General features: G+C 44.8%; 23 protein-coding genes. 7 read left to right on the forward strand and 16 right to left on the reverse strand.

Translation table 11 applies throughout. The annotated features are described in order from the left end of the window. From ACNQ0T_RS21300 to ACNQ0T_RS21325, 6 genes are all read right to left on the reverse strand, one after another. Positions 1-67: hypothetical protein (locus tag ACNQ0T_RS21300; RefSeq protein WP_225541151.1), on the reverse strand; the 67-nt coding region annotated here is incomplete at its 3' end. Position 68: 1 nt separating this feature from the next. Beyond that, positions 69-2,372, reverse strand: coding sequence for an Ig-like domain-containing protein (locus tag ACNQ0T_RS21305; RefSeq protein WP_416014708.1), 2,304 nt, complete (start codon positions 2,370-2,372; stop codon positions 69-71). A gap of 401 nt (positions 2,373-2,773) precedes the next feature. Next, complete coding sequence (locus tag ACNQ0T_RS21310) at positions 2,774-3,025, reverse strand: hypothetical protein (protein ID WP_000115760.1); 252 nt, start codon at positions 3,023-3,025, stop codon at positions 2,774-2,776. A gap of 32 nt (positions 3,026-3,057) precedes the next feature. Then, the gene (locus ACNQ0T_RS21315) at positions 3,058-3,246 is read right to left on the reverse strand and encodes a hypothetical protein (protein WP_001107529.1); all 189 of its coding nucleotides are present in this window, start codon (positions 3,244-3,246) and stop codon (positions 3,058-3,060) included. Positions 3,247-3,482: 236 nt separating this feature from the next. Next, the gene (locus ACNQ0T_RS21320; protein WP_001251242.1) at positions 3,483-3,914 is read right to left on the reverse strand and encodes a hypothetical protein; all 432 of its coding nucleotides are present in this window, start codon (positions 3,912-3,914) and stop codon (positions 3,483-3,485) included. 103 nt (positions 3,915-4,017) lie between these two features. Then, positions 4,018-4,533, reverse strand: a complete 516-nt coding sequence (locus tag ACNQ0T_RS21325; protein WP_012695482.1) for a hypothetical protein — start codon at positions 4,531-4,533, stop codon at positions 4,018-4,020. A gap of 331 nt (positions 4,534-4,864) precedes the next feature. Here ACNQ0T_RS21325 and ACNQ0T_RS21330 point away from each other — a divergent pair, with 331 nt between their 5' ends. From ACNQ0T_RS21330 to ACNQ0T_RS21350, 5 genes are all read left to right on the forward strand, one after another. Then, entirely contained in the window at positions 4,865-5,629 is a 765-nt protein-coding gene (locus tag ACNQ0T_RS21330) for a hypothetical protein (RefSeq protein WP_000277498.1), read from the forward strand. A gap of 80 nt (positions 5,630-5,709) precedes the next feature. Next, the gene (locus ACNQ0T_RS21335; protein ID WP_001447802.1) at positions 5,710-6,471 is read left to right on the forward strand and encodes a methyltransferase; all 762 of its coding nucleotides are present in this window, start codon (positions 5,710-5,712) and stop codon (positions 6,469-6,471) included. A gap of 93 nt (positions 6,472-6,564) precedes the next feature. Next, positions 6,565-6,828, forward strand: a complete 264-nt coding sequence (locus ACNQ0T_RS21340; protein ID WP_000149862.1) for a hypothetical protein — start codon at positions 6,565-6,567, stop codon at positions 6,826-6,828. A 43-nt stretch (positions 6,829-6,871) separates the two neighbouring features. Continuing rightward, complete coding sequence (locus ACNQ0T_RS21345; RefSeq protein WP_000491820.1) at positions 6,872-7,459, forward strand: hypothetical protein; 588 nt, start codon at positions 6,872-6,874, stop codon at positions 7,457-7,459. 464 nt (positions 7,460-7,923) lie between these two features. Further along, positions 7,924-10,344, forward strand: a complete 2,421-nt coding sequence (locus tag ACNQ0T_RS21350) for an Ig-like domain-containing protein (protein WP_000681217.1) — start codon at positions 7,924-7,926, stop codon at positions 10,342-10,344. A 2,077-nt stretch (positions 10,345-12,421) separates the two neighbouring features. Here ACNQ0T_RS21350 and repHI2 read toward each other — a convergent pair. Beyond that, positions 12,422-13,510, reverse strand: a complete 1,089-nt coding sequence (repHI2, locus tag ACNQ0T_RS21355; protein WP_000159528.1) for an IncHI-type plasmid replication initiator protein RepHI2 — start codon at positions 13,508-13,510, stop codon at positions 12,422-12,424. Between the two features lie 1,107 nt (positions 13,511-14,617). Continuing rightward, positions 14,618-17,074: an Ig-like domain-containing protein gene (locus ACNQ0T_RS21360; RefSeq protein WP_001232713.1), complete on the reverse strand. Its 2,457-nt coding sequence runs from the start codon at positions 17,072-17,074 to the stop codon at positions 14,618-14,620. A gap of 372 nt (positions 17,075-17,446) precedes the next feature. Between ACNQ0T_RS21360 and ACNQ0T_RS21365 the strand changes: the two genes are divergently transcribed. Continuing rightward, the gene (locus tag ACNQ0T_RS21365; RefSeq protein WP_000966518.1) at positions 17,447-18,073 is read left to right on the forward strand and encodes a hypothetical protein; all 627 of its coding nucleotides are present in this window, start codon (positions 17,447-17,449) and stop codon (positions 18,071-18,073) included. A 57-nt stretch (positions 18,074-18,130) separates the two neighbouring features. Here ACNQ0T_RS21365 and ACNQ0T_RS21370 read toward each other — a convergent pair whose 3' ends face one another. The 5 genes from ACNQ0T_RS21370 to ACNQ0T_RS21390 form a co-directional block, all read right to left on the reverse strand. Further along, complete coding sequence (locus ACNQ0T_RS21370) at positions 18,131-18,412, reverse strand: hypothetical protein (protein WP_000535423.1); 282 nt, start codon at positions 18,410-18,412, stop codon at positions 18,131-18,133. Further along, positions 18,399-18,842: a hypothetical protein gene (locus tag ACNQ0T_RS21375; protein ID WP_001805248.1), complete on the reverse strand. Its 444-nt coding sequence runs from the start codon at positions 18,840-18,842 to the stop codon at positions 18,399-18,401. The genes ACNQ0T_RS21370 and ACNQ0T_RS21375 overlap by 14 nt, the downstream gene beginning before the upstream one ends. A 60-nt stretch (positions 18,843-18,902) precedes the next feature. Next, positions 18,903-19,079, reverse strand: a complete 177-nt coding sequence (locus ACNQ0T_RS21380) for a hypothetical protein (RefSeq protein WP_000070862.1) — start codon at positions 19,077-19,079, stop codon at positions 18,903-18,905. Beyond that, entirely contained in the window at positions 19,076-20,767 is a 1,692-nt protein-coding gene (locus ACNQ0T_RS21385) for a DUF4942 domain-containing protein (RefSeq protein ID WP_000096325.1), read from the reverse strand. Before ACNQ0T_RS21385 ends, ACNQ0T_RS21380 begins: the two co-directional genes overlap by 4 nt. Positions 20,768-21,014: 247 nt before the next feature. Beyond that, complete coding sequence (locus ACNQ0T_RS21390; RefSeq protein WP_000114860.1) at positions 21,015-22,178, reverse strand: hypothetical protein; 1,164 nt, start codon at positions 22,176-22,178, stop codon at positions 21,015-21,017. Positions 22,179-22,547: 369 nt separating this feature from the next. On the opposite strand from ACNQ0T_RS21390, the gene ACNQ0T_RS21395 reads away from it, so the two are divergent. Beyond that, positions 22,548-23,360 carry a DNA adenine methylase gene (locus ACNQ0T_RS21395; protein WP_001121574.1) on the forward strand — a complete coding sequence of 271 codons (813 nt, stop codon included), beginning with the start codon at positions 22,548-22,550 and terminating at the stop codon, positions 23,358-23,360. A gap of 8 nt (positions 23,361-23,368) precedes the next feature. On the opposite strand, the gene ACNQ0T_RS21400 is transcribed toward ACNQ0T_RS21395, so the two are convergent. The 3 genes from ACNQ0T_RS21400 to ACNQ0T_RS21410 form a co-directional block, all read right to left on the reverse strand. Continuing rightward, entirely contained in the window at positions 23,369-24,223 is an 855-nt protein-coding gene (locus ACNQ0T_RS21400) for a hypothetical protein (protein WP_000970401.1), read from the reverse strand. Between the two features lie 234 nt (positions 24,224-24,457). After that, positions 24,458-25,174, reverse strand: coding sequence for a zinc finger-like domain-containing protein (locus ACNQ0T_RS21405; protein ID WP_000838219.1), 717 nt, complete (start codon positions 25,172-25,174; stop codon positions 24,458-24,460). Continuing rightward, positions 25,171-25,371, reverse strand: a complete 201-nt coding sequence (locus ACNQ0T_RS21410; RefSeq protein WP_000594930.1) for a hypothetical protein — start codon at positions 25,369-25,371, stop codon at positions 25,171-25,173. The genes ACNQ0T_RS21405 and ACNQ0T_RS21410 overlap by 4 nt, the downstream gene beginning before the upstream one ends. Positions 25,372-25,382 lie beyond the last annotated feature (11 nt).

Here is a 25,382-nt window from a genome sequence, read left to right on the forward strand (position 1 = left end):
TTTTGAACTTTTGCTTTGCCACGGAACGGTCTGCGTTGTCGGGAAGATGCGTGATCTGATCCTTCAACTCAGCAAAAGTTCGATTTATTCAACAAAGCCTCACCAGGCTGGACCGTAACTCCGGCAACCGTAACGCCGAACTGGGCGTTTTTCTGAACAGTCAGGGTTCCGTTTAACTGTCCGGTAATGATAGAACCGTCCTGACGACGCAACACACTGGTTCGGATGATGGCCAGCGGCGTGTTGTCCGTTGCTTTCAGTGCTACGGCTGTGGCCAGCGTCTTGAGATTATCCAGCATAATCAGGTTAGCTGGCTGGTAGGTAAAATTAAGCGTTTTAGTGGTCCGGTTACCTGATTCGTCAATAGCCAGAGCCTCCAGATGATACATCTGTCCCGATTCGTCAGTATTGGGGAAGATTCTGGGGTATTCAGGAATAAAGACATCCTTGGATAGCGGCGTGAATGCAAGGGTGACCTTTTCAGAGTTAGGTCCACCAGCGAGCTGAAGCGATATCAGGGAAGCATCCCCAGAGGCATCAGTAACGCTTATGCGTAGGTTCTCAAGCCCTTTAACCAGTTTTCCTTCTGCGTCTGCGCCATTAAAGCTGAACGCAATAACCGGAAGCGTTGAGTCAATTTTCAGCGGTGCATTAAGCGTTTTGGTTCCTGTGTTTCCAACAAGATCCGTGGCAGACACGCTAACAACCGTATAATCCCCGTCCGGTAGACCAGCGTATGAGAAAGTGGCGTTTTTGGTTTTATAATCGCTTTCACTGACAGTCACAGGCTTCAGGGTGAAAGTTTCCCCCCGGGCATTTTTAAGGGTGGCTTCGAAAACTTTGGTATCCCAGTAGCTGATGTTCCAGGCGTTGACGCGATCATTATCGGTGGCCGTCATAGTGATTGTCTTGGAGGCCTTGTTTACCTGAGCGACATTAACCACCGGTGGGTTGTTATCCCAGATAACCGTAAAATTACCAGCAAGCGCATCGAATATGCTGTCACCATCTTTTCCCGAGTAAAGATGCAGATACTCAAATCCTTTGTCACTGGTGTAGTTGAAGTTAACCGTCATCTCGCATGAACTTTGTCCGACAGGAATAGTGCAGAACCAGGCTGCATTTTTTACCGTTCTGAACTTTTGCACGTATGGTCGGGGTTCTGCGGTTACCTTTATGCGGCTAATGGTGGCGGTTTTAACGCTGATTGAGGCCTGAGTTAACCACTCACTGGTATCACTCCGGTACATCTCTTTAGCCACTATCTTCGGGGCTATTTCCATCGCCGGGGCTGGAGTGAAGTTGAGGGAGTTATGATGAATTCGTCTTACTCCTCCCGCCAGAGTCTGAAATTCATGATAAGTATCCCCCACATTTGGATATATGTATTTGAAAGTATAGATATTATAAGTGCTATCGGACGTCTGGAAATTCGAGTCCGCCCAGCCATATTTGGAACCGTTAACAGCAGTAAAGTCACTTTTCTTCCTTAATACCCGTACGGAAATAGGGTTCTGGAAGACGGTCATGCCAGACTGATAGGAGACCCATGATCCGGTAGTGGCGTCCTGCACCTGGATGATATCGTCAGGCTTAACCCGATCAATTACGCTTCGGCGGCTTAGTTCGCTCCTGTTTCCCGCTTTGTCATAAAGGTAGATCCCCACTTTATATTCAGAGCGGTTTTCCGGTGCCAGGGCATTGCTGCTTGCGTCGGCGACTTGAACGGTTACGCTACCTTCCACTGTATTAATTTCCGCTGGCTTTTTACGCTCCACTCCAGCGGCATCGGTTATGAAATATTCAGCATTAGCAAGCCCGGAACCTTTATCACTCAGTCCATTAAAGACCAGTGCCTGGACGCTGGCGTACTGCATACCGGCTGGTACTGAAGTGAAGATCGCTTCGCTGCCAAAGTTCCACCCATTTCTCGTATAACTTATGGTACCCGTTGCCGGAGGCGTTCGGTCAATTGCAAGCGGGTAATCCTGCCGGGAGACCTCCTTCCCTTGCAAGTCGGTAATCACCTCTCTGAGGGTGAAGCTATCTTCTCCCATCGCTGGTACGGTCAGAGTCTTGCCGTAATAATCAAAGCCTGTCGAAGATGTGGTACGGTCATCAACGGTAACCAGGCTGCTTTTCGTGCTCCAGATGAGGCTCCCGTCACTTTTCAGCAGACTGAGCGTAATATAACGGTCCAGACCGGAAATAACGGCAACGTCAAAGCTCGTTACCGGATTAATCCATACGGATGCAGGCGATACGGTCTTTTTAACGTTCAGGGTATCTTTAAAGCTGAATTCTGCGATTTCAGCGGAAGCTCCTGCGCTGAAACCTGCAAATGCAATAAGCAGGGCTAGTTTGATTTTCATGGGTTGTCTCCTGATCAGGTTCCCCATGATACTTTTTCAGTGTTCGTGATCTTTTCGGGAAAATAGCTATTTTTGATGTTTTTCTTTTCTGCCCGGCGGGACTTTTTTGTTTACGTGAATGCAACAAAACCAGAAAAGTTACTTTTTGATAGGGTAAAATTAGGTTTCCCTAATTTCCAGAAGCAAGCGAAAGCAGAACTAGCTTAATAGCCATTAAGAACGCCATACCTATTGATAAATAACGCTCCTTACATTTAATGATTTGAGCATTTAAAAATGAATTAGCGAAAGAATTTTGGTTTGCTTTTTATTGCATGAGTAAAACAGTATTAATAATCCGGAGCCATTAGAACGTACTCTAAAGACTCCGGTATACAGATATCTTGCCAGTAAAAATGGCCTTACTCCTCATCATCCCCCAGCGCTTTTTTGATGGCGCGGCGGCGGGCTGCATCACCTACACGATATCCGACTGAATATACGTCATTCAACCGGCGCAGAATAAGATTTATTTCCTCATCCTGAATGTAGGCAGGTAAACACAGAACCACGTCGCCATCTTCATCATAGACTCGAACAACTTCCTTCTGCCCATCTCGCTCGCGAATAATCTGGACATGCTGAACCCTGGTGTATTCTGGGTTTACGCTCATTTTAAGTATCTCTCTGTAATTGTTGTTACCAGTTAGCTATAAGCCGGATAATTCTGGTATTCAGTGTTCTGCACAGCAATCGCCTGCTCGTGGATCATTGACACTGCCAGGCGGGCTTTAACTCGCTTGCTGGTGAGAAAACGCTTCACTTCTTTAAGTTCGCTGCCAGCCGACAGCATATTGAAGACATGCTGTTTGAGACTGTTGTTATTTTTGGCCACTTGTTTCTCCATCATCTTTGTACATGGTTATTTCAGGCTGGCCTGCCAGATCACACACGTTATCCATATGCTTTTGGACCCAGTCTGTTAGACCCAGACCTTCGGCCTTTGCCTGATTGACGTAACGCAGTTTACGTTCAGGGGTAACCCGCATCTGTAGTTGTGCCGTCGCTGGAACCGCCTCTTTCAGGGCGTTAAGGCCCCTCTGATCACGGGCCTGAATTGATGGTTTACCGCTAGGCATCTGATGTATCGCTCTCCCGGCGAGCGGTGGACAGCTCTATTTCTTTTGCGATAGCTTTATCTATGGCATCCAGCTGCATGGCAAACTTGATTTCAAGCGAACAGCGTAATGCCTTCAGGGCGCGTTCTTTGGTGCTGTATTGTGGTATGCCGTTCTGGCTACCATTCATGCCTCGCATGCGGCGGGAGGTTGCATCGACAACCTCTCCCTCTTCCCGTGTGCCGTGAACCGTAGTTCCGCTCCATGTCGGATAAACAGTGCCAGTGGCGGTGTTGAAGCTCCAGCCGTTTTGGTATTCCCCCGAGACCTCTGGTACGGGCATATCGCGTTCAACGCCATAGTCAGACCAGCGTAAAGCGCGGTTTATTCTGGCCTGTGCCACCAGCTCATCATACGCGGCTTGTTCTTTTTTATTCATCGCCATTTAGGGCAATCTCCTTAGAGGGGAATTAGGTGTTATATCGGTACGTAAGTGCTTTTCAGGCCTAATCTCTGACAAGGCCTGATGTGCCAGACTGCCGTTGCATTCACCGTTTTATGGCGGTTGACAGAGCCTCATTAAGAGCCGCAATTAGCTCAGGCGAAGTCGGCTCCAGATTTTTGGAAGCGTTCAGCAGCTCCTGAAGTGAAGAGATTTCCTTTGGCTCCACCTGGTTTGTTTCAGGTGCCGTTTTTTGCACTTCATCCAGTGTACGCTGTGCACCGTTATCCAGCACCAGCACCCCCCCGGCACGAATTTCTGAAATGGTGCGCAACGTATACATCAATTTATCCCAGACACGGCTACCAACCTCGAACCCGGAATCAGCTACTTTTTCTTCATTATGCTTTTGAAAAATTTCTTCTAACCAAGTGGTGAAGCGCTTTCCAAAAGTATTGGCGGCTAAAGAAGTGCAGGAATAAACCTGTTCAACCTGTTTTGTTCCATTTTTATCAGTGAATGTAATGAGACCGATTCGGCCACTGTTAACAGTGTAAAAGCGAGGTTGAAAGCCAGCTTTGAGAAGGTTTTCAATAGCTGAAAAAAAATCTTTTTTGAGCATCGGTTTCAAAATGGTTTTCCTTTTATGCCCGGTGCCGCCGGGGCGGTGGCGTTAAATATACGCCATGTAAGTAAATTAATTTATACCCATTTGATTGTCAATACAAACAAAAAAACAAACCATGTTTATTATTTTATCAACGATGCTATTTTAAAGTCCGTCTAAAATAAAAAACCAAAAAGTTAAATTTGAAGCCGTCCTTCCTAAATTCATTTCTTGCGCATATTAGCACCCTGCTTTAAGTAAATAATTTTTGAAAAAGTTGTCTGGAGGTTATTAGCTCGTGCATCTGGATTGGTAATATAAAGCCAACACAGAAAAGGAAAACAAAATGTATAAATTAGTATCTCCTCGTGAACTGACTGAGATTATTACCGGTTTACTGCTTAAACCTGAACTCCTTGGTGAGCTGGACTCACCAGAAAAGCATCGGATGTTTATGGCAGATTTAGGCCGCGTGGTGGCCGAACATTGTGGAGGTCTGGTAAACAGCGTCGTCTTGCCAGGAACAGAAGTTACAGTGTCGGATGGGTTACCGCTTAATGGCCAGCCGGTACGTTATCTCGGAATCAAAGAGAACATCCCTCACCTCCTTGTAGAGCCTGATGCTTCCTTACCTTCGCTCGCTAAAAACGTCTGGATGTATGCAGATCCTGAAGGCTGGAAAGAACATTTTGGAGCTGAGGAAGACTGCCTTACTCCTGAAATGATGCAGCTGTTCCGTAAAGGTATCCAGGCTCTTCAGAAAGAGCATGACACCCCTGAAATTAGCCTCACACTTCAGGACTGGCGCCTGGAGGAGGAAACACTGCCAGAAGAGGACAGTCAGGCCTATCAGGTCAGCGTTACCGGCCAACATAACATCCACTGTGAAGTTGTTAACAAGGAAGGTAACCCCTGTTTTGGTGTCATGTTCGAAATCGATCAGGGTGTGCCTGCCTTACACATCAACACCGGCGGGGATATGTTGCTCCACATTCATTGCGCCCATAACGGACTCGTTCTGACCCCTGATGCAAGCGGTCAGCGATTTGATAAGGCTCCCGTTGACCGCTTCTCTTATAACAGCCCATCCCTGCTGTTGTCTGCCGACTAACCAAGGCCAAATCTGAATTGTCCCGTTTAAGTAACCAACCCGCTGCCGCCAGGCGGGTAAATCCTCTTAATGGAGTTTTAATGCAAATCTCAACTGAAGTTCTGAACGTCTTATCTCGCTGCCGTGCTGAAGGGAACTTTCTTTTCCTGGCCGACCAGCTCGACCGCAGCATTTATGTTAAGACAAACAAAGTGCTCGAAGCCGCCGGTGGCAAATGGAACCGAAAAGAGCAGGCACATATTTTTACGGCGGATGCAGCTGAGCGTATCGAGCAAATCATTCTGACAGGTTCGGTTGACATCCCACGAGATCTGTTCAATTTCTTCCCTACACCTGAGAATTTAGTCACAGATATGGTTCTACGCGCTGAACCAGCTGCCGGGGAGCGTGTACTGGAGCCAGAGTTTGGTGATGGCCGCATTCTGAAAGCCTTAAAACTGGCGGCTCCGGATGCATTGATTACCGGGATCGAATTGAACGATGAGCGATTCCTTGCAGTGAAGAACGATAGTGTCCTTAGCACAGGAGTCGAGCTGGTGCATACCGACTTTCTTGGGTACCAGCCCGATGAAACTTTTGATGTTATCGTTATGAATCCACCATTCCTTAAACGCTCTGACGTTAAACATGTCATGCATGCCATCGCAATGCTCGCTAAGCGAGGTCGCTTACAGGCCATTCTGTCAGCTGGGGTATTGTTCCGGGAAGACACACTGACAAAAGCGCTCAGGGAGCGAGTCAAACAACTTGGCGGACAAATTTCGCCTCTTCCGGATGATACATTTAGGGAGTCCGGAACAAAGGTCAAAACAGCCCGCCTTGAAATTGATCTTCGCCGCTAACTGACAAGCAACCGGAAAGAAATCTTAATACGAGTAGCCGGTTAAAGTTACCTGACCGGCTTAACTGACTAAATCAATAAAGAGTGAACAGAAATGACGCATACTGCCGTTTCTCAGGCTAATAGTGCTTTGCAGCTACCCACGGTGGAGCATGTCTACGCTCTTCTGAAAGCAAATTGTAAACCTGACCGCTTTGACGGGCGTGACGGACCCGTGTGGGGCCAGGAATACTCGTGGAATCTGGCAAAAGATCGCTTACAGGATCTGGAGAAATACGGTAAGGCATATGTCTCCCGTCATGAAGACCGTATGGGGGAAGGATTTAGTTTTGGTCCTGACCTGTTAATTATTCGCTAACGCTCCTAATGCCTGATGATATGGTAAGCACAACTGGAAAAATATGTTTTCAAAGCCTATGACCACTTTCACACCAGAACGTATTGAACAAATTTTGGAATTTGCCGAGGGTAGTAACCCAAGCGAAGCAATGAGTCTCAGAGCTGACGAAGTTGCTGTACTGGCACGTATTGGAAAGGCAGTTATGTCGATTGCGCCTGTTTATCAGTGCGAGTTTTGCCACCATGACGCAACCGGGCAACTTCAGTGGCACTGGGAAGATGTGAACAAAGCTTTTTATGATAAATACGATCCAGACAGACGCGGAAGACGTCGAATCCTCTATACCGCCCCGCCGATGCCTTTAGTTTCGGCTGACCTGCTTAACATGGCTTCATCTGCTATTGAAGACTTGCTCACTAACAAAGACAGAAGTGGTGCGGGAATGTGGAATGACATTCCAGAACAGCTACGACGCGCAGCAGAACTGGTAATGGATAATAGCCGGGCCGCTGAAACAGAAGCGATGCTGATGCGTCTTTATGTAGAATGTGACACAGGTGAGCGCAGGGGCAACGGCACTCAATCTGGCGTAGCAATGCCTTCTTGGCAAACCGTTGAAGAGGCACGTGTGTTGCTAGGGGTGAAATGATGCAGTTCTCGCCAGGGCAGTTTGTAATTCACAACAAGAAGCGCCTTGCGGAACGAAGGTAGACGTACTGACTGAGGTTCACTCCCCTCTCGACTGGTGGCGTAATGCCGCCAGGTTTTGATTCATATATGCCGTCCGTTAACGCATTTATATCTGACATACCTAATTTATCCTGATTCTTTTTTACATAAAGTAAAAGCATCACTTAATGCGATATGTGGATGCCGATAGTTTCAGGCTAATGTTATAAGTTTTGCAATCGTTGCCAGTTTGGACACCACAGAAATGTCAGATGTAATTCCAAAAAGAAAGATTTCCGTCCTGAACGCACAATAAGGTTTGTCGAAAGGCAAATTATAGATTTGTAATTTCGAGCACCATATGGAGAAGTTTTTTATACTTTTACGAACATAGTGACCTTTAGGAAAAGCTTAAAATAACACCAAACCTAAAGGGGAATAAGAATGAAACATCTCGCTTTTATTACTGCTGTAGCCGGACTCGGTATGTCTGTTCAGGCCCCAGCTCAGATATATGAATCGGCCTTTAAAGACACGAACGGTATTGAGATCCACGCCCCGTCTTCTCGTCTTATGCTTAATCCGGCATCACCGGTAACTTTGACACTTATTTCAGGTCTTGATCGTTTCGTTAATGTCAAAGTCACGAAAGACACTGGAACTGTCATTCTTAATACTACGACTACACGGACGGGTGTATCAGACCGACTAACAGCTGCTGACGGTAGTGAGTTCTACGGCAAAAAAGTAACTTTGCCTGCTTTGGGTGAAGGCAAATTTGTCGTTCAGATAAACGTGTTAGATCTCAATCAGAAGCCTGTAGCGACCTATAACTATAACTGGCTAATTGATGTCACCCCTCCAGCGGCAAATGCTCTTACCGCTAATACTGGTTCTGGCTCTACCGCTGGTGACGTGTGGAAGCTTGGATTAGAGGCAACGGGGCAGTATGACTTCACCTCTTCGGGCGTAAGTGATGCAAATGGTATTGATAAGGGCCTAATATATATTTACAGGCAGGACGGTAGCCTCTACAGCACTACACAGATGCAGTATGACGTATCCGGCCAAAAGATGTACCACACTTACTCTAAGAATTCAGTTAAGGGAACCGGAATACCAGACAGCAACCTGGATGAAGACTTTACTGCAAAAGTTGTTATCTTCGATAACGCAGGTAATAGCCGAACGCTGCCAACTCAAAAATTTCGCTACGACAACACGCTGGGTGAGATGACACTGTGGGCCGTTCATGATCCAAATACGTCTTCCAGCGTCGTACCCGGGGTTTCTAATTATCCGGCTTACAAAGCCGGTATGGTCGTTAACGAAAACCCTATTCGATTAGTCTACCGGATCCCAAAATCTAACTACCGTGCTTATTCAGAAGGTGGGCTTCAGTTCATCAATCAATATTCCGCCCCCAAAGAGATAGCTGTAGACAGCACTTATGCTTATGTTGAAATGACTCTTCCCTATGGCTCAATTAATGGGGATATGGCTCGTATGGCGAACTTTGGCCAGTGGGGAGGGTATTATCCGTCATACAGCCTCGTTCTAAACCCATCTGCAAACCAAACGCCTGCATTTGCGGGTACCTGGGTAGATTTCCTCGATGACAAGGGGAACTGGGTTAAGTGGAAGGATTTTGAGAGTGTGGCTTCATCACGACTGCCAATTAAAATTTCCCGACTTCGTTTTAACGTTGAAGCCCGGCCCTTTGCACAAGAGATCGGCGGTAAGGCGACCTGCACCATTCCGGCAGGAAAAACCTCGTGTGAAGCGCCTGAGACGTTTGATATGGCCTTGGGTACCCAGGGCTACAATAGGATCCTTTACTTCGTTCGCAGCATCAGCAATCCCATTTTGCGGTCTGAGCAATGGATTATGACACGCTGGAACAATAAACAACTGCCGGTAATAAACTCGATATCATATGACGAGACTAACAAGCAGCTGGATGTACTGGCGTCACTTGAAGGCGATGGTAACTGGTTCGACTCGGTCTCATTGAGGGAATTTTATCTTTCCGATAAGAACACCGGTACCCGGATGTCACCCACAGGCGTAATCAAATCTCGTATCTCAGGTAACTACACGATTGCTTATGATTTATCCCGTCAGTCTGAAGGAAAATACAACGTTGAGGTCAACATCAGGGACTTCTTCCAGAACCAGACCAATAAAACTTTCGGAGAAATTGCTCTGGATAACACTCCTCCGACAGTGGCCATAACATTCGACGGAAAGCCGGTAAAAGACGATACGGTAGTGTACGGCCTGGAGAACCTCAGGATCGCTCTGGCAGATAATCTGACAACCCCGAGGATAACCCGTCTTCAGCTCGTAGGTGGCCCCACAGCTGATAACGTTGAGCTTACGTGGTCACCGGCAGGCAAAGATACATACATGCCTGAGTATCCGAGGCTGTTCCCAAATTTCGAACCATCTGAAAATTATTCAATTAGCGTAACAGTTGCCGATAGTCAGTCGAATACCAAAACCTATACTCAGAAGTTCAGTTATCTACCGAATAACCTTGTGCAGTTACATAATCTACGCACATTATCGGTCAGTTCGCCTCTCAAAACGACAGATGGCGTACCCCTTGCGTACCTGTCCACTAACGTTCTGCGTAAGACAAATGGAGAAATTGCTAAAGGGGTCCAGAACGCAACGCTGACTGTGCGGAAGGATGCAGCCTTCGGTATTAAATTTAACGGGGCACAGGCGGCTCCAGGTGAGTCAGTTGAGGTGCAAATAGATATGGGCCAGGGGGATAATCTTCTGTTACCCGTTTATCCTTCCGAAAATGGGAAAGTTGGCACCTCAGAATTCATGATTCAGATCGACGAGTTGAAGTAACTACCCGGAGCCGACAGTAAAACTGACGGCTTCAATTTTACTGCCCTCCTTGACTCCGATCAGCCAGTACGTCTTCAGAGATTCGCAAGGAAGAACCGAAAGAAAAGTTACTTTAATCGTACGTTTCCAGCGATGCTTTTAAAAGACAATGCACACTCGTTGATTACGACAATGGGAGTGAGTGTCGAAACCCTTGAGTAAGGATACCCGGTAAATATACAGCCCCGGGGATCCTCTTCCTTCAACCGGGGATGACAACGGTAGTGAGTCCGGCAACTCACTCCCGTTGTCACTTCTCTGACATATCGTCATACGAGCTTACTCAAGTGCATCCACAAAGATGGGATCGTTTTGAATCTAAACTGGTACTGGTTAGCCAGTCACTTGCATCTATTCCCCCGTCGATACTTAAGTGACAATTGTAGTGATCTGCAATACTGGTGTCTCAGAAACACTGACGACGGTAGAGACTCAATACCCTAACCCCTGACAACAGGAGTGAGCTTAGAGGTGTTACGCTGCTGTCACTTAATGCTTGGGAATTGCCTGACTCACAACCATTGTCATCCGGAGCTACTGATTAACGTTGAACCGCTGGACTTTAATGACAGTGGTAGTGATGGATAGGCTCATTTCCATTGTCGTCATTTTATCGGACAAGCCTCTTCGTCCTACAGGTTTAAGCTGACAATGGTAGTGATTGGATGATCTCACTACTGTTGTCACTCAGTTCTTTGAGCGGACCCTTCCCTCGGTTGGTCGGCATTAACAACGGTAGTGACTCGATTGGCTCACTGCCATTGTCATCGTGTAAATGACGTACCTTATCAGCTCAGCTGAAAGCAATGACAACGGAAGTGACTCTAATTGCTCACTGCCATTGTCGTCGTGTCTATTGAGAGCCTTATCAGTGCACCTGAAAAGCAATGACAACGGTAGTGATTCTAATGGCTCACTACCGTTGTCACCGTGTGTATTGAGAGGATGGTCCACTTAACTGGACGTCTATGACAATGGTAGTGACTTTAATAGCTCACTACCATTGTCGGCGTGTGAATTGAGAGGATGATCAGCTCAGCTGTACGGCCATGACAATAGTAATGACTTAATGAGCTCACTACCGTTGTCACCCTGTTAATTAAGAGGCTCATCTGCTCTTCTGGAAGGCTATGACAACGGAAGTGACTTGCTGGGCTCAGTGCCATTGTCGCCGTATGAATTGAGAGGATCATCCGCTCTTCTGGATGGCAATGACAACGGTAATGACTTAATAGGCTCACTACCGTTGTCATCCTGTAAGTTAAGAGGTTGATCTGCTCAACGGGACGACTATGACAACGGTAGTGACTTGCTGGGCTCACTACCATTGTCACCCTGTGAATTGAGAGGTAGATCCGCTTAACCAGACGTCCATGACAACGGTAGTGACTTTCTGGGCTCAATACCGTTGTCACCCTGTGATTTAAGAGGTTGACCCGCTCTACTGGACGGCCATGACAACGGTAGTCACTTTCTGGGCTCACTACCGTTGTCGCCACATAGAATGAGAGGAGCATCAGCTCAGCTGAACGGCAATGACTACAGTAATGAGCTGGATGAAGCATAACCATTGACATCTGGCCCAACCGGAAGCCGTATTCGCCAATCCAATCGAGATTCACAATGGCCGTGACTCGCCGCATTAAGTTCCGGTGTCCTCCCAAAGCTGAACGCACACTCGGAGGACAATGACAATGCCAGTAAGGTACACATCATTACCATTGTCACTATAGCTACCAGAGAAGCCGGGATTTGAATGTCGATGGTAGTGAGTGGGTCAACTCACTGCCATTGTCACCCCGTTACGATATTTTCCGTTGGATGTACTGGCCAATGAAGTAAAGCGTAGAAACCGGGTGTTAACAGGTGACTCAGGAGAAAGCGTTGAATTCGCAATCTCGATCTACATAGGGTGGTAGAGAACAATGACAACGGTAATGACTTTTGACTCATTACCGTTGACGTGAAAGAGCGGGCTGGGACTAACGAAAATCGAAGAAGTAATTTAGCACCCGGAGCCTGAACCGCCGGGTTAACTTTAGCTGGCGTTGCTGTTCTTTTTCTGGCTTCGAAGACTACGAATATAGCGCAGTTCTTCAGCGGTTAAATCATGGACGGTAAGAACATCATCGCCGTCTATCGGGTCAGCTGGTGGGCATAACTCACCTTCTAAAACAGAAGACCCTGAGTTCTCTTCTTCATCTTCAACCACTTCTAAAGGAGGCTGAGTATTGTTCAAATTCAGATCGGGATCCCGCTTATGAATCTGGAAGTATACTTTTCCGTCTTTCTTAATTTCGGTGTACTGGAGGTATCCTATCGATGCCAACTCTTCAAGAGCCTTTCTCACGGTAGCATTCTGACTATTTGCTCGTGTTTTGAGGTTCAGACGATTTTTCAGCCGAGTAAGGGATATCGGTATAGGATTTGGCGGTAATGACTCTATGAACGTATAGAGAGCCTGGGCGCTTTCCTTCTTGGCCAACTCCTTAATTGCCTTCAGCTGCATCAAAACCTTATGATCGTATTGATAGAGCTCGAAAATCTTAGGATCAACCTGAAGGACAACCTGATCTGATTCCGGGTCTAACAGGGCAGACTGTACCAGATGCGTTGTATAGACTTTGGACGAGTTATTACTGGTGAACGACAAGGTAACGGATGCTAACCTGCGTAAGGAGGCGTCTATACGTTTTCTGGACGCTGTAGATGAGCGATAATTTTCAGGCGTACATAGCTTGAGGAATTCAGTGAATTTTAAGCTTATCGTGTCATTGTTAATCGGATGATTGGCATAGGTTCGAATGATGCCCATCCACGTCTTAAAATCTACTGACATATCAAGACGCTCACCGACAATTGAAATATTGGTGAACCCCTCGCTCTCCATTAAAGAGAGCGTCTGTAACTCTTTCGTTGCGTCAAAGCCAACCGTTTTATATTCCCGATTTTGACGCCCCACACTCTTTGGTGATGGGACGAACAGCCCGAGCCGCATCAAAGCAATAGACTGCACCGTACGGTTGCTGTTAGGACGCAAAATGATGTCTTTACCTGATTCTTTCTCTCTAACAGAGAAAGCCCTGGTGACCAGGTCCTGCTGCTCAGTATCTTTCTCTTTAGTCATAATAAGTTATCACTGAATGTGTAAACAGATTGGTGAATAGTAAGCCCCAGCGAACTCTATGTCACTGGATGGATCATTGTGATGATCCATATCTGTGCATAAGTTCTACCTAAAAAAACGACTCCACTCATTAAAACTTGGCAAAAACTCTTTGCATACAATGACCTGCAACTCTTATCAACAACGGATCAGATCAAGTTAAAAAGATCTAATGAAAAGTCACTACTATTGTCGCTCTGATCACTACTGATGTCAAAAAACTCATTACCAACGTTATAATAATCACTACCAATGTCAAAATAATCACTACTGTTGTCACTGATCACGTCTCAGGCCTTGTGCCGTCTGGCCTGGAGGCAGCGGGGATCTCTTTTGATCTATCAGGAACACTAAGGTACTAATTATTGGAACTACCTTGTGGAAAATGGGGATAAATAAATGCTTAGTTCTTATACAGGTCTCAACTTGCCTCCCTGATAAAAACTGTCGTCAAAGCTAAATCACAGCCACAGGCATTTTCGGTGGATAAATTTTTGAGAAATAGAAGCATACATGCAGACTCGTGTCGCAAGTAATTGAAAGTAATAATTTATTTAAATAATGCGAGTCACCTTACCTTACAGTGGAAGTTTAAGTCTAACCTCACTACCATTGTCACTTAAAATCATTACCAACGTCGAAATAGTCTCTACCATTGTCTTTTAAGTCACTCCCGTTGTCACTTATGTCGCTACTGTTGTCAGTGACAATGCTCCAGCCCAGTAACCATGCGGCCTACAGCGTACCGGGATCTTCTTTGTACTCTCTGGCACCTTTGGGATCATTTATTGGATCTACATGAGGGATAAAATCTTTTGACGATTTCGTAGTGCAGTTATACCAGCGACTTAGCAAGACAAAAGCTGCAATTTAGTGACGAGTTACTAGTCTGCCCAACAAGAGCAATGCAGAGAAGATATGTGGTGAAATGACCATGGTAGTGAGTCTAATCACTACCATGGTCCGCAGTAAGCGTTACTTACGCAATGAACGTCGGACTGATTTGCAACAACATGGGCTACGGCGCATCAGAAGACGGCCGTTGTGCTTCAGCAAAACAGCCCTGCTTTATTTTAATTCTTCAATGTTAATCATGAACTCAGATCTGCCTGTAAGGCCGGATACAGCAGGGAAAATAGGAAAGCTACGGCTGTCCCCGAGCCCCAAATCCAGTTGAAGCTCTTTGCTTTCACCTGGCATCGCAGAAACACCATTTACAGTCACGCCGAATGCAGCGTCCTTACGGACAGTAAGCACTGCGTCCTGAAGCCCTGTAGCGATTGAACCATCCTTTTTACGCAGCTGGCTGGCATACAGAACAGCCAGAGGAGTATTGTCAGATGTTTTGAGAGAAGCATTGACAGCTAAGGTTTTCAGATTCTCTAGCCTGACGAGATTGTTTGGAAGGTAGTTAAATTCGACTGAGCTTTCTTTAACGTTGTTCATCTCATCTTTGGCCTGAACTGTGAGAGTGTATGTTTCGCCTTCATTAAGAGACGGAAAGATCTTGGGATAATTAGGTGCATACAGGTTGTTTCCCAGATTCACCCAAGACAATTCCACCGCATCAGAAACAGGGCCACCGCGAAGAGTCATACGGCTTAAGGATGGTTTAGTTAGAGCATCGGTGAGCTGTATACGGACGTTCTCCAGCCCATATACTGTTACGTTTTTGCTGATCGGTTTTCCTTCGTAGCTAATACTTACAGATGGTGCTGTATTATCAACGACAACAGTTTGATAAGGGAGGTTACCGGTATTGTTGAATGTATCTTGGGCATTAATTACCACGTTATAACTGCCTTCTGGTACCTCTTTCATGTTGAACTCATACGTGTAGTTCCCAGACGCCATATTTCTACCTGTTTGTTTGCCGGTTACGCTTATTTCTGCGTTGTTACGGTTTTTATCTGACAACCAAACTCGATTTACATAAACATGGTCGAAATATGAACCATCTCCAGGTTGATTCACGTAAACTTGGAGAATGTTGGTGGTTTCAATGTAATCAAATCCAGTGACGGAGGGACCCAGTGTATGCCAGGCTATATTCTCCCATATAGGGGCAAAGAAGGTTGCTTCGGTGGTTGACCTTACTTCATAGCCACTATGAAGATAGCCGGTAGTGCCATTTATAATATCCTGGGGCAAAGAGACGGTACAGGTTGTTGAGCCAGCTGGAATACTGCATGTTGCTCCGCCAGTGATTTTTTGATCATATGGCCTAGCCTGTACATTGAACCGGATATTAGTAAGTTTTATAGGCATATCAGATGCCTTGAACAGGTTCCAGTTTACGCTGTTGAACCATGTTCCATCAGCCTTTTGTCGTTCTATGGGTGAACTTCCCCAAGCCGGACTCTTTACAGAGGCAGGATCCCAGTTGAGCCAGCTGGCATACTGACCAAGATCTCCTCCAGACCATTGATATGTATTCACAGGTCTATAGTAGTTTCCATCTAAGGCACCCTGTGGCAGCTTAACTTCCACGTAGACATAGGTGGCATCTTCGGAAAGGACCTGTACTCCGCCATAGTTATTGGTAATGCTCATGCCACCATTTCGATATGGCTTCCAGTTAGTTCTTGGGATACGTATAACCAACTTGTAGGGGTTTTCCAGCACTGTAAGGCCTCGTTTAAACGGGACGTATCCCGAAGAAATGCCGGGTACAACACTGGTGCTTACACGTGAGTCATGAACTGCAAATGGCGTAAATTCTCCCATTTGATCGTCATATAAAAACCGCTGGGGAGGAATGTTAAGCGTATTTCCTGCCAGGTCCGTAACGATGAAATTGAAGGTGAATTCTTCATCAAGATCACTTGAGGGCATGCCAGCCTGGGTGTTCATATCTTTAATCCACGGATAGAACGCACGTTTATTGGCTGTGTCATAACTCAGGTTATTGTCGGAGACCACAGAACCATTACTTCGTTTAATGACAAGACGGATCTTGGCAATTCCACTAGCATCCTCAATACCGTCTGCAAATATAGAAAACTGGCCACTACCGCCTCGGCCCAACTCCCAAAGTGGCCCAGAAAGTACCATGTCGTAACCTGCGTTTTGACTCGGATAAATACTCTTATAGCGTGGAGGAGTTGTATCAACGATGAAATGATAAGTAGATGTGCTCACTACAGTCTGGCGAATATCCAGAGTTTCATTGACTACAGTAAAGGTCCCTTCTCCGAGCGCCGGTAGAACCATATCCTTTCCATAGTATTCTGTTCCATCGGCAGCAACGATACGATCTGCAACGCTCGTTTTGGTCGAGACGGAGGAATACATAACCTTTTTATCGCTGTCTCGTGTGACCGTCACTCGCTCGTACCGATCAAGACCCGATATCAAGTTCAGAGTCAAAACACCAGCGGGATTAAGATATGTTTGTGTTGCAGGCTTAATATTCCGAACAGCCTTATTGGTATCTGTAAATGAGTAGCTAAATACCTGAGCATGTGCCGAAGATACAGTAGCAAGGGCAGTTGCAACCATGCAGCCAATTAGAGTTTTACGCATATGATGCTCCGGGAATAGGTTATAGCCTTATTCTACGGATTCAGCCTACAAGGTCCGGTCGGATAAAGTGATAATTTGCCTGTTAAAAGAGACATCAAGTGAGAAAGCAACCAACGTACAGAATGCAAAATGGCGGCAGTGCATCTGGATGACGCAAAAGTAACTTTTTGTACCCACTTTTTTGGATTTTAGCCTTCAATATGAGTATTCAACCAATCATAAAAGTAACTTTTGATAGACGCTGCTCCTTTATGTTTGCCAATTGTGCTGATATGTTTTTAAATTCAAGGAAGCGAGATTTTAAAAGCATCTGTTGAGTCAAATTTATGTAAAATAACAGGGTAACCATCACTTCTAGGTTGAGGAAACCCAATGTTATACATGCTCTTATGCTGTTTTCTGATGCTCAACAGTACATTCGTTATGTTCAGAGCAATGTCTGCAATAAGTAAAGGATCCGCTAAAGAAAACCGGTCTGAAATATCGCTGATAGTCCTAGCAACACTTGGAATTGCATCACCATTCATTGTCGCAATGATTACTATTAATGAAAGTATGACATCTAAAACAGTAACAGATTTTTCTTTGGGTGCTCAGTGGTCCGGAATGGTTTCAGCGGTAGCGCTAATGGGGTTATATGCTCGACGCGTTTGGAAAGAGAAGAAGTCCTTATTTACTGGCGCTTTCCTGGCCTCTTCCTTAATGGCCTTTATTTTTACTGACAGCCTTGTTTTCGTATCCCAGAAGGACACCGGCGTTCTGGCTACTTTCGTACTCGATAAAAACGCTGGAGATATTGATTGTAGTCGCCCGGCTATGATTGTCCATTACAGTAAAGGTGTTCCAACGGACTGGCGTTGCCCAACCAGTATCATGTTGATGGCGTATTCTTCATATCCTTTTTTACCTTGGCCTGAGTATAGCCATGGTACCAGCCAGTCTCTTACGGTTGTTATTGATACATTTATGGAAAACGCTGTTAATCTCAGTCAAAAATAATAAATAAACCTCTCTAGTGAGAGGTTTTATAAACCTGAGCCACCAATCTAATTAACTCTATATTTTTGTTTTAGCTTTTTTAAAGGTAGACTTACCGAATAAAACAGCAATTATAGAGCAAAGGCCTGGCGTTAGGACAAAAGCTAATAATGCACTGCCAAAACTTGTCATTTCAGGCACCACGAACCAGCTGATAGGCCACGTCAGGGCAGGTAAATTTAGCGGATCATAAAGCGCATGTAGAGCGCTTAACACACAGTAAAGTGCTAAAAAGCAAACTAGATAAACAACGATCCACATTTTAATTTGCTCAGCAATTTCAAATTTAGGACTGCCCATGCTTTACCTCAGTGGCTGAATATTGATGGTTAATATCTTTAATCACCCGTAAGCACTTAGTGCATACCTTAGTTCGATTTGTCTGCTTGTCCAGAGTGTATTTAACTTCAAGTTGACCTCCAGCATTAAGCAAAGTGAGCATCTCATCTTCTAACACGCTTCGGTAAATGGTCTTGTCCGAGAGTGTGCCCGGTAACGAGTACTCAACATAATTGTTTGAAACTCTTACCGATTTAGGGATTTTACCACTGAGCTGGATTTCATTCGTTGAAGGCATTACAGTTACTTTAATCACAGTTGCCGGTGACCAGAAATCCTGATAACGCACTTTATGAATTTTATCAGCTCTAAGGCCTAACCACACATTTCCGGCGATAAGAACAATAAGCAATCCATAAACTGATCGTCGAATGTTACGCCTTTTAATCACAATGTCCCCCATCCCTCAAATATCATTCTAAATAACTGCACCAGGATATCATGAGCGTAATTAAAAGAATTCTTCATAACCGGGGTTTTCAGTTGAGTTTGCGGACTCTTTACTTTGCGGTTTCTCGCCCTCTATTTGAGTATCCCTGACAGGTTTGGATTTACCCATGCTCCTCTGAAAGGTATCCATAACAAACTCAATATCTTCTTCTGGCAGGCTGGTGGGTTGGTTGCTCATAGGACTTCCTCTTGTTGAATACGTTCGGCGTACAGGATGCGAACCGAAACGGTCGTGTTTTCAAACTCGTTCTCAAAAACGTCCATCCATTCCGTCCGGAATTCTTCCCCCAGAAGGTTATCGAGCCCCTGAAGAGATAATGGAAGAACGGCTGCTAGAGATCCCCCGGCTGCGAGATGAGATGCAGCTGCCTGGAGATGCAGCCTGGCCCGGTTATCGGCAAAAGGTGGGTTCATCACGACATAATCAAACTTCTTCTGTTGATTAGACTTAGACCATGTGAGGAAGTCAGCTTCTGTCGTATCGTATCCCTTAGCCCGGGAGATAAGGCAATTCAAAGTATCAAGCTCGATGCCAGTAACGATCACACCGGCAGGGAATGATTTAAGCAAATCCGCATGGCCAATATTAGGCTCCAGGAGGGTATCCCCTTCCCCTGCACCGAGCAGGGAATATACATATTCGCTGATTCGGCAAGATGAAGGGTAAAACTGATGCGATACAATATCAGGCATCTCCCCTATCTGGCCGATGTAACGAATAACCTCACACGGATCATAGGAAAATGTCACATCGTATTTTGTTACTGTTGCCCCTAAGAACCGAAGGGTGTCAGCGGCAACACTCGAAGATTTGCGTTCGGCGAGAGACCCTAAAGATGTCCAGCAACTCCATTTATTGTCCCCGTCATTTTTAAACATTAGTTCAGAAAGCTGCATCCGGGTATCAAAGTCGATGCACTGCTTAAGTACAGGGAATGCCTCCAAAGATTTCTTGCTATGAGCCATGCGGTCGGCAGGTAATGCCAGCGGTACGATAGCTGATAAAATATTGTTAAGCCGCTCGGCGATATCAGGGTGGACGTCAATATGCATTGATCCATTTTTGTAAACCCTGAAACGAATACTGTTGCCATCGATGCAGATCCATTTTCTGAACCCCTCATGTTCGACCAACGCCTCAACCAATGATTTGGTGTTATGGATCGCCTTCACCTGTTCGCCACGGAAGAATGCGCATATAACGCGGAGCTCGCTCAGTGGTGAAATGCCAGACTCTTTAAAATCCACCCTTAATTTCTGCCAGGGGTATTTAGACGGCTCGCAAACTCCGGTAGTGATCATGCGGGTGGAGAACCCAAAAGCTTTGTTTGTCTTATGACTGCGGCTCAGAGACTGGAAGACGTCGTAAACCCTTTCTTTAATAAATTGATTGCGGTCATTAAGCAAAGCAACGACTGTGCCTACTACAGCGTCAGCTGTGAAATCAGGGATCACCTGAGGCGGCATAATATAGCGGTCGGCCGTAAACTGCTTATCCCATTCGTTACGTTTGGCATCCGACATGATAGGCAAAACATCAGTGAGTGCCATAACGCGTTTCCAGTATTCAGATCTCAGAGCGTTTTCCGCGAACAAGGCATCCGCTTCAGAGATACTGTGGTTGTAGCCTGAGAGATAAGAATAAAGTTTCTGGTGATTGTGGGTTTTGAACTGGACAGCCATGTGTTTCAACAAGCAGAGTTCATCATTATAGGACTCAACAAGATCCGCGATAATGCCGAGCTCTTTGCGCATATCTGGAAGAAATGTTTCAGAAGAGCTAACCACCAGGCTATGAGAGGTTGTTAAAGCCAGTACGCTGTGACCTGCATTATCGGGTTTAGCTTCAGAATCAAGAGATGACATTTTACCGGTCCTTTAGAAAAAACTTTTACCAGGATAGCAACGTCGCTCTGTAACCTAATAGGTTCAGTGACACGAAAAAGTTTTTTATGTCTCTGAATAAAACTTAAAGATGTCAACTCATAGAAAGAAGCAAAAAAAAAGCCCCGCATAAACGGGGCAAGAACGATACATGGAGGTTTAAAAAAGGCGGGCAAAAAGCCTGAATCCTTAATGACTCTGACAAAACCAACACTTTGCCAAAAGTAAATTATTCTGCGTCCGGCTGTGGGTCAGTATCCTGATCGGTCTCTTCCCCTGCCTTCTTAGCATTTTTTTTACGTGGGTATTTTGGCTTCTCACCATTAAGTTTTGCCTGACGATTCTCCGCACGGCGAAGCTGCTTGTTCTCTGATTCTGTGATCTCTTTTGAAAGATTTCTCAGCATCTCCAGAGTACTGCGGTTCAACGTAATGTTGATTTCTTCGTCAGCACTTGAATCTGTCATCTCCGGCAATTCAATATCCCCCAGTTTCTGTAATAAGCTGGTGGTGATGAGTTTGACGCCTTCTACGGCTTTTGTGGCAATAACCGGCGGAATCCGTGCTGGCTTGAAGTCTGAAGGTCTGACTCGTACCTGACCATGTTGGGTTTTTTTCACCGTGATGCCATTCGCATCGGCCTGCTCAAGTTCCGCGATCATCTTCTTGATACGTGAAATTGCTTCTGTTTCACCGAGCTCATCGATCAGTGAAAGCACGTTAACATACGAAATAGCGTCAGCATGAATCCATTTCTTGATAACAACAGAACAGGTTGTCAGGCGGATAAGAGAACTGATGGTCGTCGGGCTTTTATTTTCACGTTGAGCAATTCGTTCGAGTGACCAGCCAGCAAGAGAATGTAGGCGACGATAGGACTCGCCAAGCGCAACAGGAGAAAGCGCAAGACCACGGTTACCATCAATGGTCGCGAGCTCACAGCCAATTTCATCTTCTTTAATCTCAACGCAAAGGATTGTGATGTCATGATCTTCATCACATGCCATCATTGCGGCTTTTAAACGGCAGTGCCCCTGGCGAACAAAAGGTACCCCATCAATGACACGTACTCGGATAGGGTCTACATAGTCACCTCGAATGTAGGCATTCTTGATGTTGTAGATGTGTTCTTCAACCTCAGGGAGCTTATAGTAATCGTCACCCATTCCCATTTCGCGGGAGTTGAAGCCTGGCGTGACCTGAATTACTGAAGGGTGGATAGCCCATGCTTTCTGGTCACTTACTTCAGTACAAAGTTCAGGGTTTGCATCACGGAACTGTTTAAGCCCAGTGACGTAACGACCTGTGCCAGTAACTACTGAAAAGGCAACATGGGCCGTTTTAAAGACCTTGTCATTAGCTTGCTGTGTAGGTTCTGTCAGTAAAACACTCATAGGGGCTCCGTTACATTTTTCTGCTTACTTTCTGCGTAGCGGGGATACTACCGAAAAAAAAATCCATAATTTTTCGCAAAAAAGGTACTTTTTGAGCCTATTCTGATTTTTCACAAAAAAAGAGGGCTCCCCATTTCTTGTGATGGCATCAAAATCGCTTCATAAACAAAGACATAAATCCAAAACATAAAGTTCAGGTATCAGTGAGGAAAAATCTTATAAATCCGCAATGCTGAAAGTCAAAACTGTGCGTCTTAAACAACTTTTTTTTGCTCCCTAAGTTATTAGTTAAAGCCCGTGGTTAGGTACGATACCAGCACCTAAATTTCTCTCTCAGGTATAGACACTTTGACTCGACATCTCAGACACATGCCGATAATCAAATGGGCTGGTGGAAAAACGAAACTGATGCCTTTCATCAGCCATCACTACCCACACGATCATAGTTGCCGGTGGGTAGAACCCTTTATAGGCGGTGGTGCCGTTTTTCTGAACATGTTTGCACAAAATGCATTGCTTGCAGATAGCAATCCAGACTTGATCAACCTATACAGGACTATTCAAAGACAGAAAACTAACTTTATAAATCAGGTCCAAAACCTAGCGGATAAAACCTTTGTCGAAAAGGACTACTATGAGATGAGGGACCGTTTCAACAAAACCTGTATTTCTGGTCAACCGCTTCAAAGAGCGGCTTTGTTTTACTCCCTGAATCGCCTGGGCTATAACGGTATGTGCCGCTATAACTCAGAAAGAATCTATTCAGTGCCCTGGGGGAAACATACAGAACTGAAGCTTGACTTCAATAAAATAGACTACCTTTCATTTCGTCTTTCAGGTATTGAACTGATCACCGCTGGTTTTGAGGAGACTCTGGCCGCAACCGGCGAAGGAGATCAGATTTATTGTGATCCGCCATATGACAAAACAAGCAAAACTAGTTTTGTCAGTTACGATGGTAAACCGTTCAGCCAAAGCGACCACGTGCTGTTAGCAAATATGCTCGTTGACGCTCACAGAAAAGGCGCTGCTGTTGCGATATCAAATAGCCTGACACCATTCACTTTGGGCCTCTATGAAGAGCGTGGATTCGTCATACACAGACTCAGCGCTTACCGATCCGTAGGAAGTAAGCCAAATACACGGAAAACGGAAACAGAAATACTGGCCGTGCTGAAATAGAGTTAATTCTAATCAACGGGGCTAATCCATTCCTGAAAAGTTAATACCTCAGGGTGAGTTCGTTGAACATAAGGTATAAACTGAAGCTCTTCTATTCTCCGGTCGCCCCTCTTTCCTTCGCAAATAAATGAAATGAGTCCTTGCTGAGAAAGCCCAGTAAGGACGCTCATAAGTCTTATATTTAGAGTTTTAAGCTGTAAGTCGTTATTAATGTCCTCCACTTTATGAGAGCTCTGGCCTGAACGTTTAAGATACTCGTAAACCATGAAATTCGAATTTCGTCGTTTTAACAATTTTTCGGTTATGCATTCCTGAATGAAACCGCCAAGAGCATCTAAAAGCGGACTGAGAACTACCGGGAAAGTTAATGTGTAACTTTGAGAAGTTTTAGACAAAGTAAATGAATTTAGAAAGCTAAAGTTAAGTCTCTTTTTTGAATATGGAGCGTAAGCGACAAGAGTAGTTGACATAACAGTAAGTAAAGCTTCAAGATGTTCCACTGTTATTAATGTGGTTTTATCTGTATTTCTTAGATTATGGAAATCAATAAACGCTACTCTTGAACGGCTAAGCCAATCTTGTACTTTAATGTCGATAGAAAATTGCGATATATGATTTGAACATTCATTTTGGTTGATAGGGCATGCAGACGAAAGATGGTTATGGATTATCATGCATAGCACAAAAAAAGGAAATCGGCAGGCTGTGGGGCATTGAAAACCGGTTAAAGAAAGCTTAGACGTTTCATATGCGCTTACCGGAAAAGTAACTTTTCTTAACGTTGGCTTTGACGATGTTCTTGCATTTTTACAAATGAAACCGAGACCCAGATCATTGTGCATTTTAAAGTCCATCTCCATCATCACCTTTTAGCCTTAACTGTATGGTATTGGTATACAAAAAATTAAAAATTATAATTAATAAGATTATCATTTTTTTACTATTGAAAAGGTTGTGATAGAGGGGAATTTAAATGTAAAAGATTTATACTCGCAGATCTTTATGAGGGATAAAACCCATTGCGTAAGCAACAATATTACGTGAGTGAGTCCTAACGACAGTTTAAGTCTTGGCTCTATATTTAAGCAGTAAAACATTTAACTGTCTTGGAGTTTACTTAACTTAAAAACTGTTATTGCAGCATAATTTTTCGAATCAAAATCATAGAATTTTCTGACTTTTCCAGTCAAATGATAACGTTCACCCAATAAAATGTGATCCTGTTTATCGGCCGTTAAAGCGATCCCGTCATTTCTAACTTTACCAGTAAATGTAAAAAAATAACTCCCTTTACTTTTTGCGTACGCGGCCCTGACTTCAGTAAATGTTAGTTCAATGCTTATGACCTGGCCGATATTGTAGCTATGTTTTAAAATTTCTTGTTCATTTTCCGGAGTTTCAGACAACATCACATCAAAGGTTGTAAAGAAACAATCCAGCTGGCGTTCTGTCAAAAAACGGTTATTGTCTAGTTGCGCCAATATACTATTAGAAAACTTAGTGTTAGCCTTTTTTGCTTTCTCAATAAGTACGTGGTTTCTGGATTTCCATGCTTCGAGTGTTGGGTTAACACGCAGTTCCGGAATGTTATCGAGAAAGGTAATTGGCTCTAGTACCACTAATTTTTCAATAATGGGTCCAACTGTTTGCACCCCATGACACTTTTCACATACATCAGCCCCTTTGTGGCCTGTGCCCGCACATTCGTTACATTCTCTTTCGATAGGTGCATAATAATTTCCATCTCCGTTAAGGGATACATTCACTGAGGCTGGTACCATATGACCATCAAGAGTAAAGAAAAGAGATTTCATTTTCGAAACACCTCCAAACGTGCCTCTACGATTGCTACAGCTTCTTTCACAGTTTTTTCATAGTGGTCATGCCCTTCAGGAAATTGGTCAAAACGTTTACCGTGTTCTAACTCTTCCATGTTGCGTTTAAGGACTTCATGAGTTAGAAGCAAATCATTATAATTATCGATAAGAGTCAGCTTTATAGGTTTAATCACTCAACTAATCC

The organism is Enterobacter cloacae complex sp.6700776, from assembly GCF_048284255.1.
Classification (GTDB): Bacteria; Pseudomonadota; Gammaproteobacteria; order Enterobacterales; family Enterobacteriaceae; genus Enterobacter; species Enterobacter intestinihominis.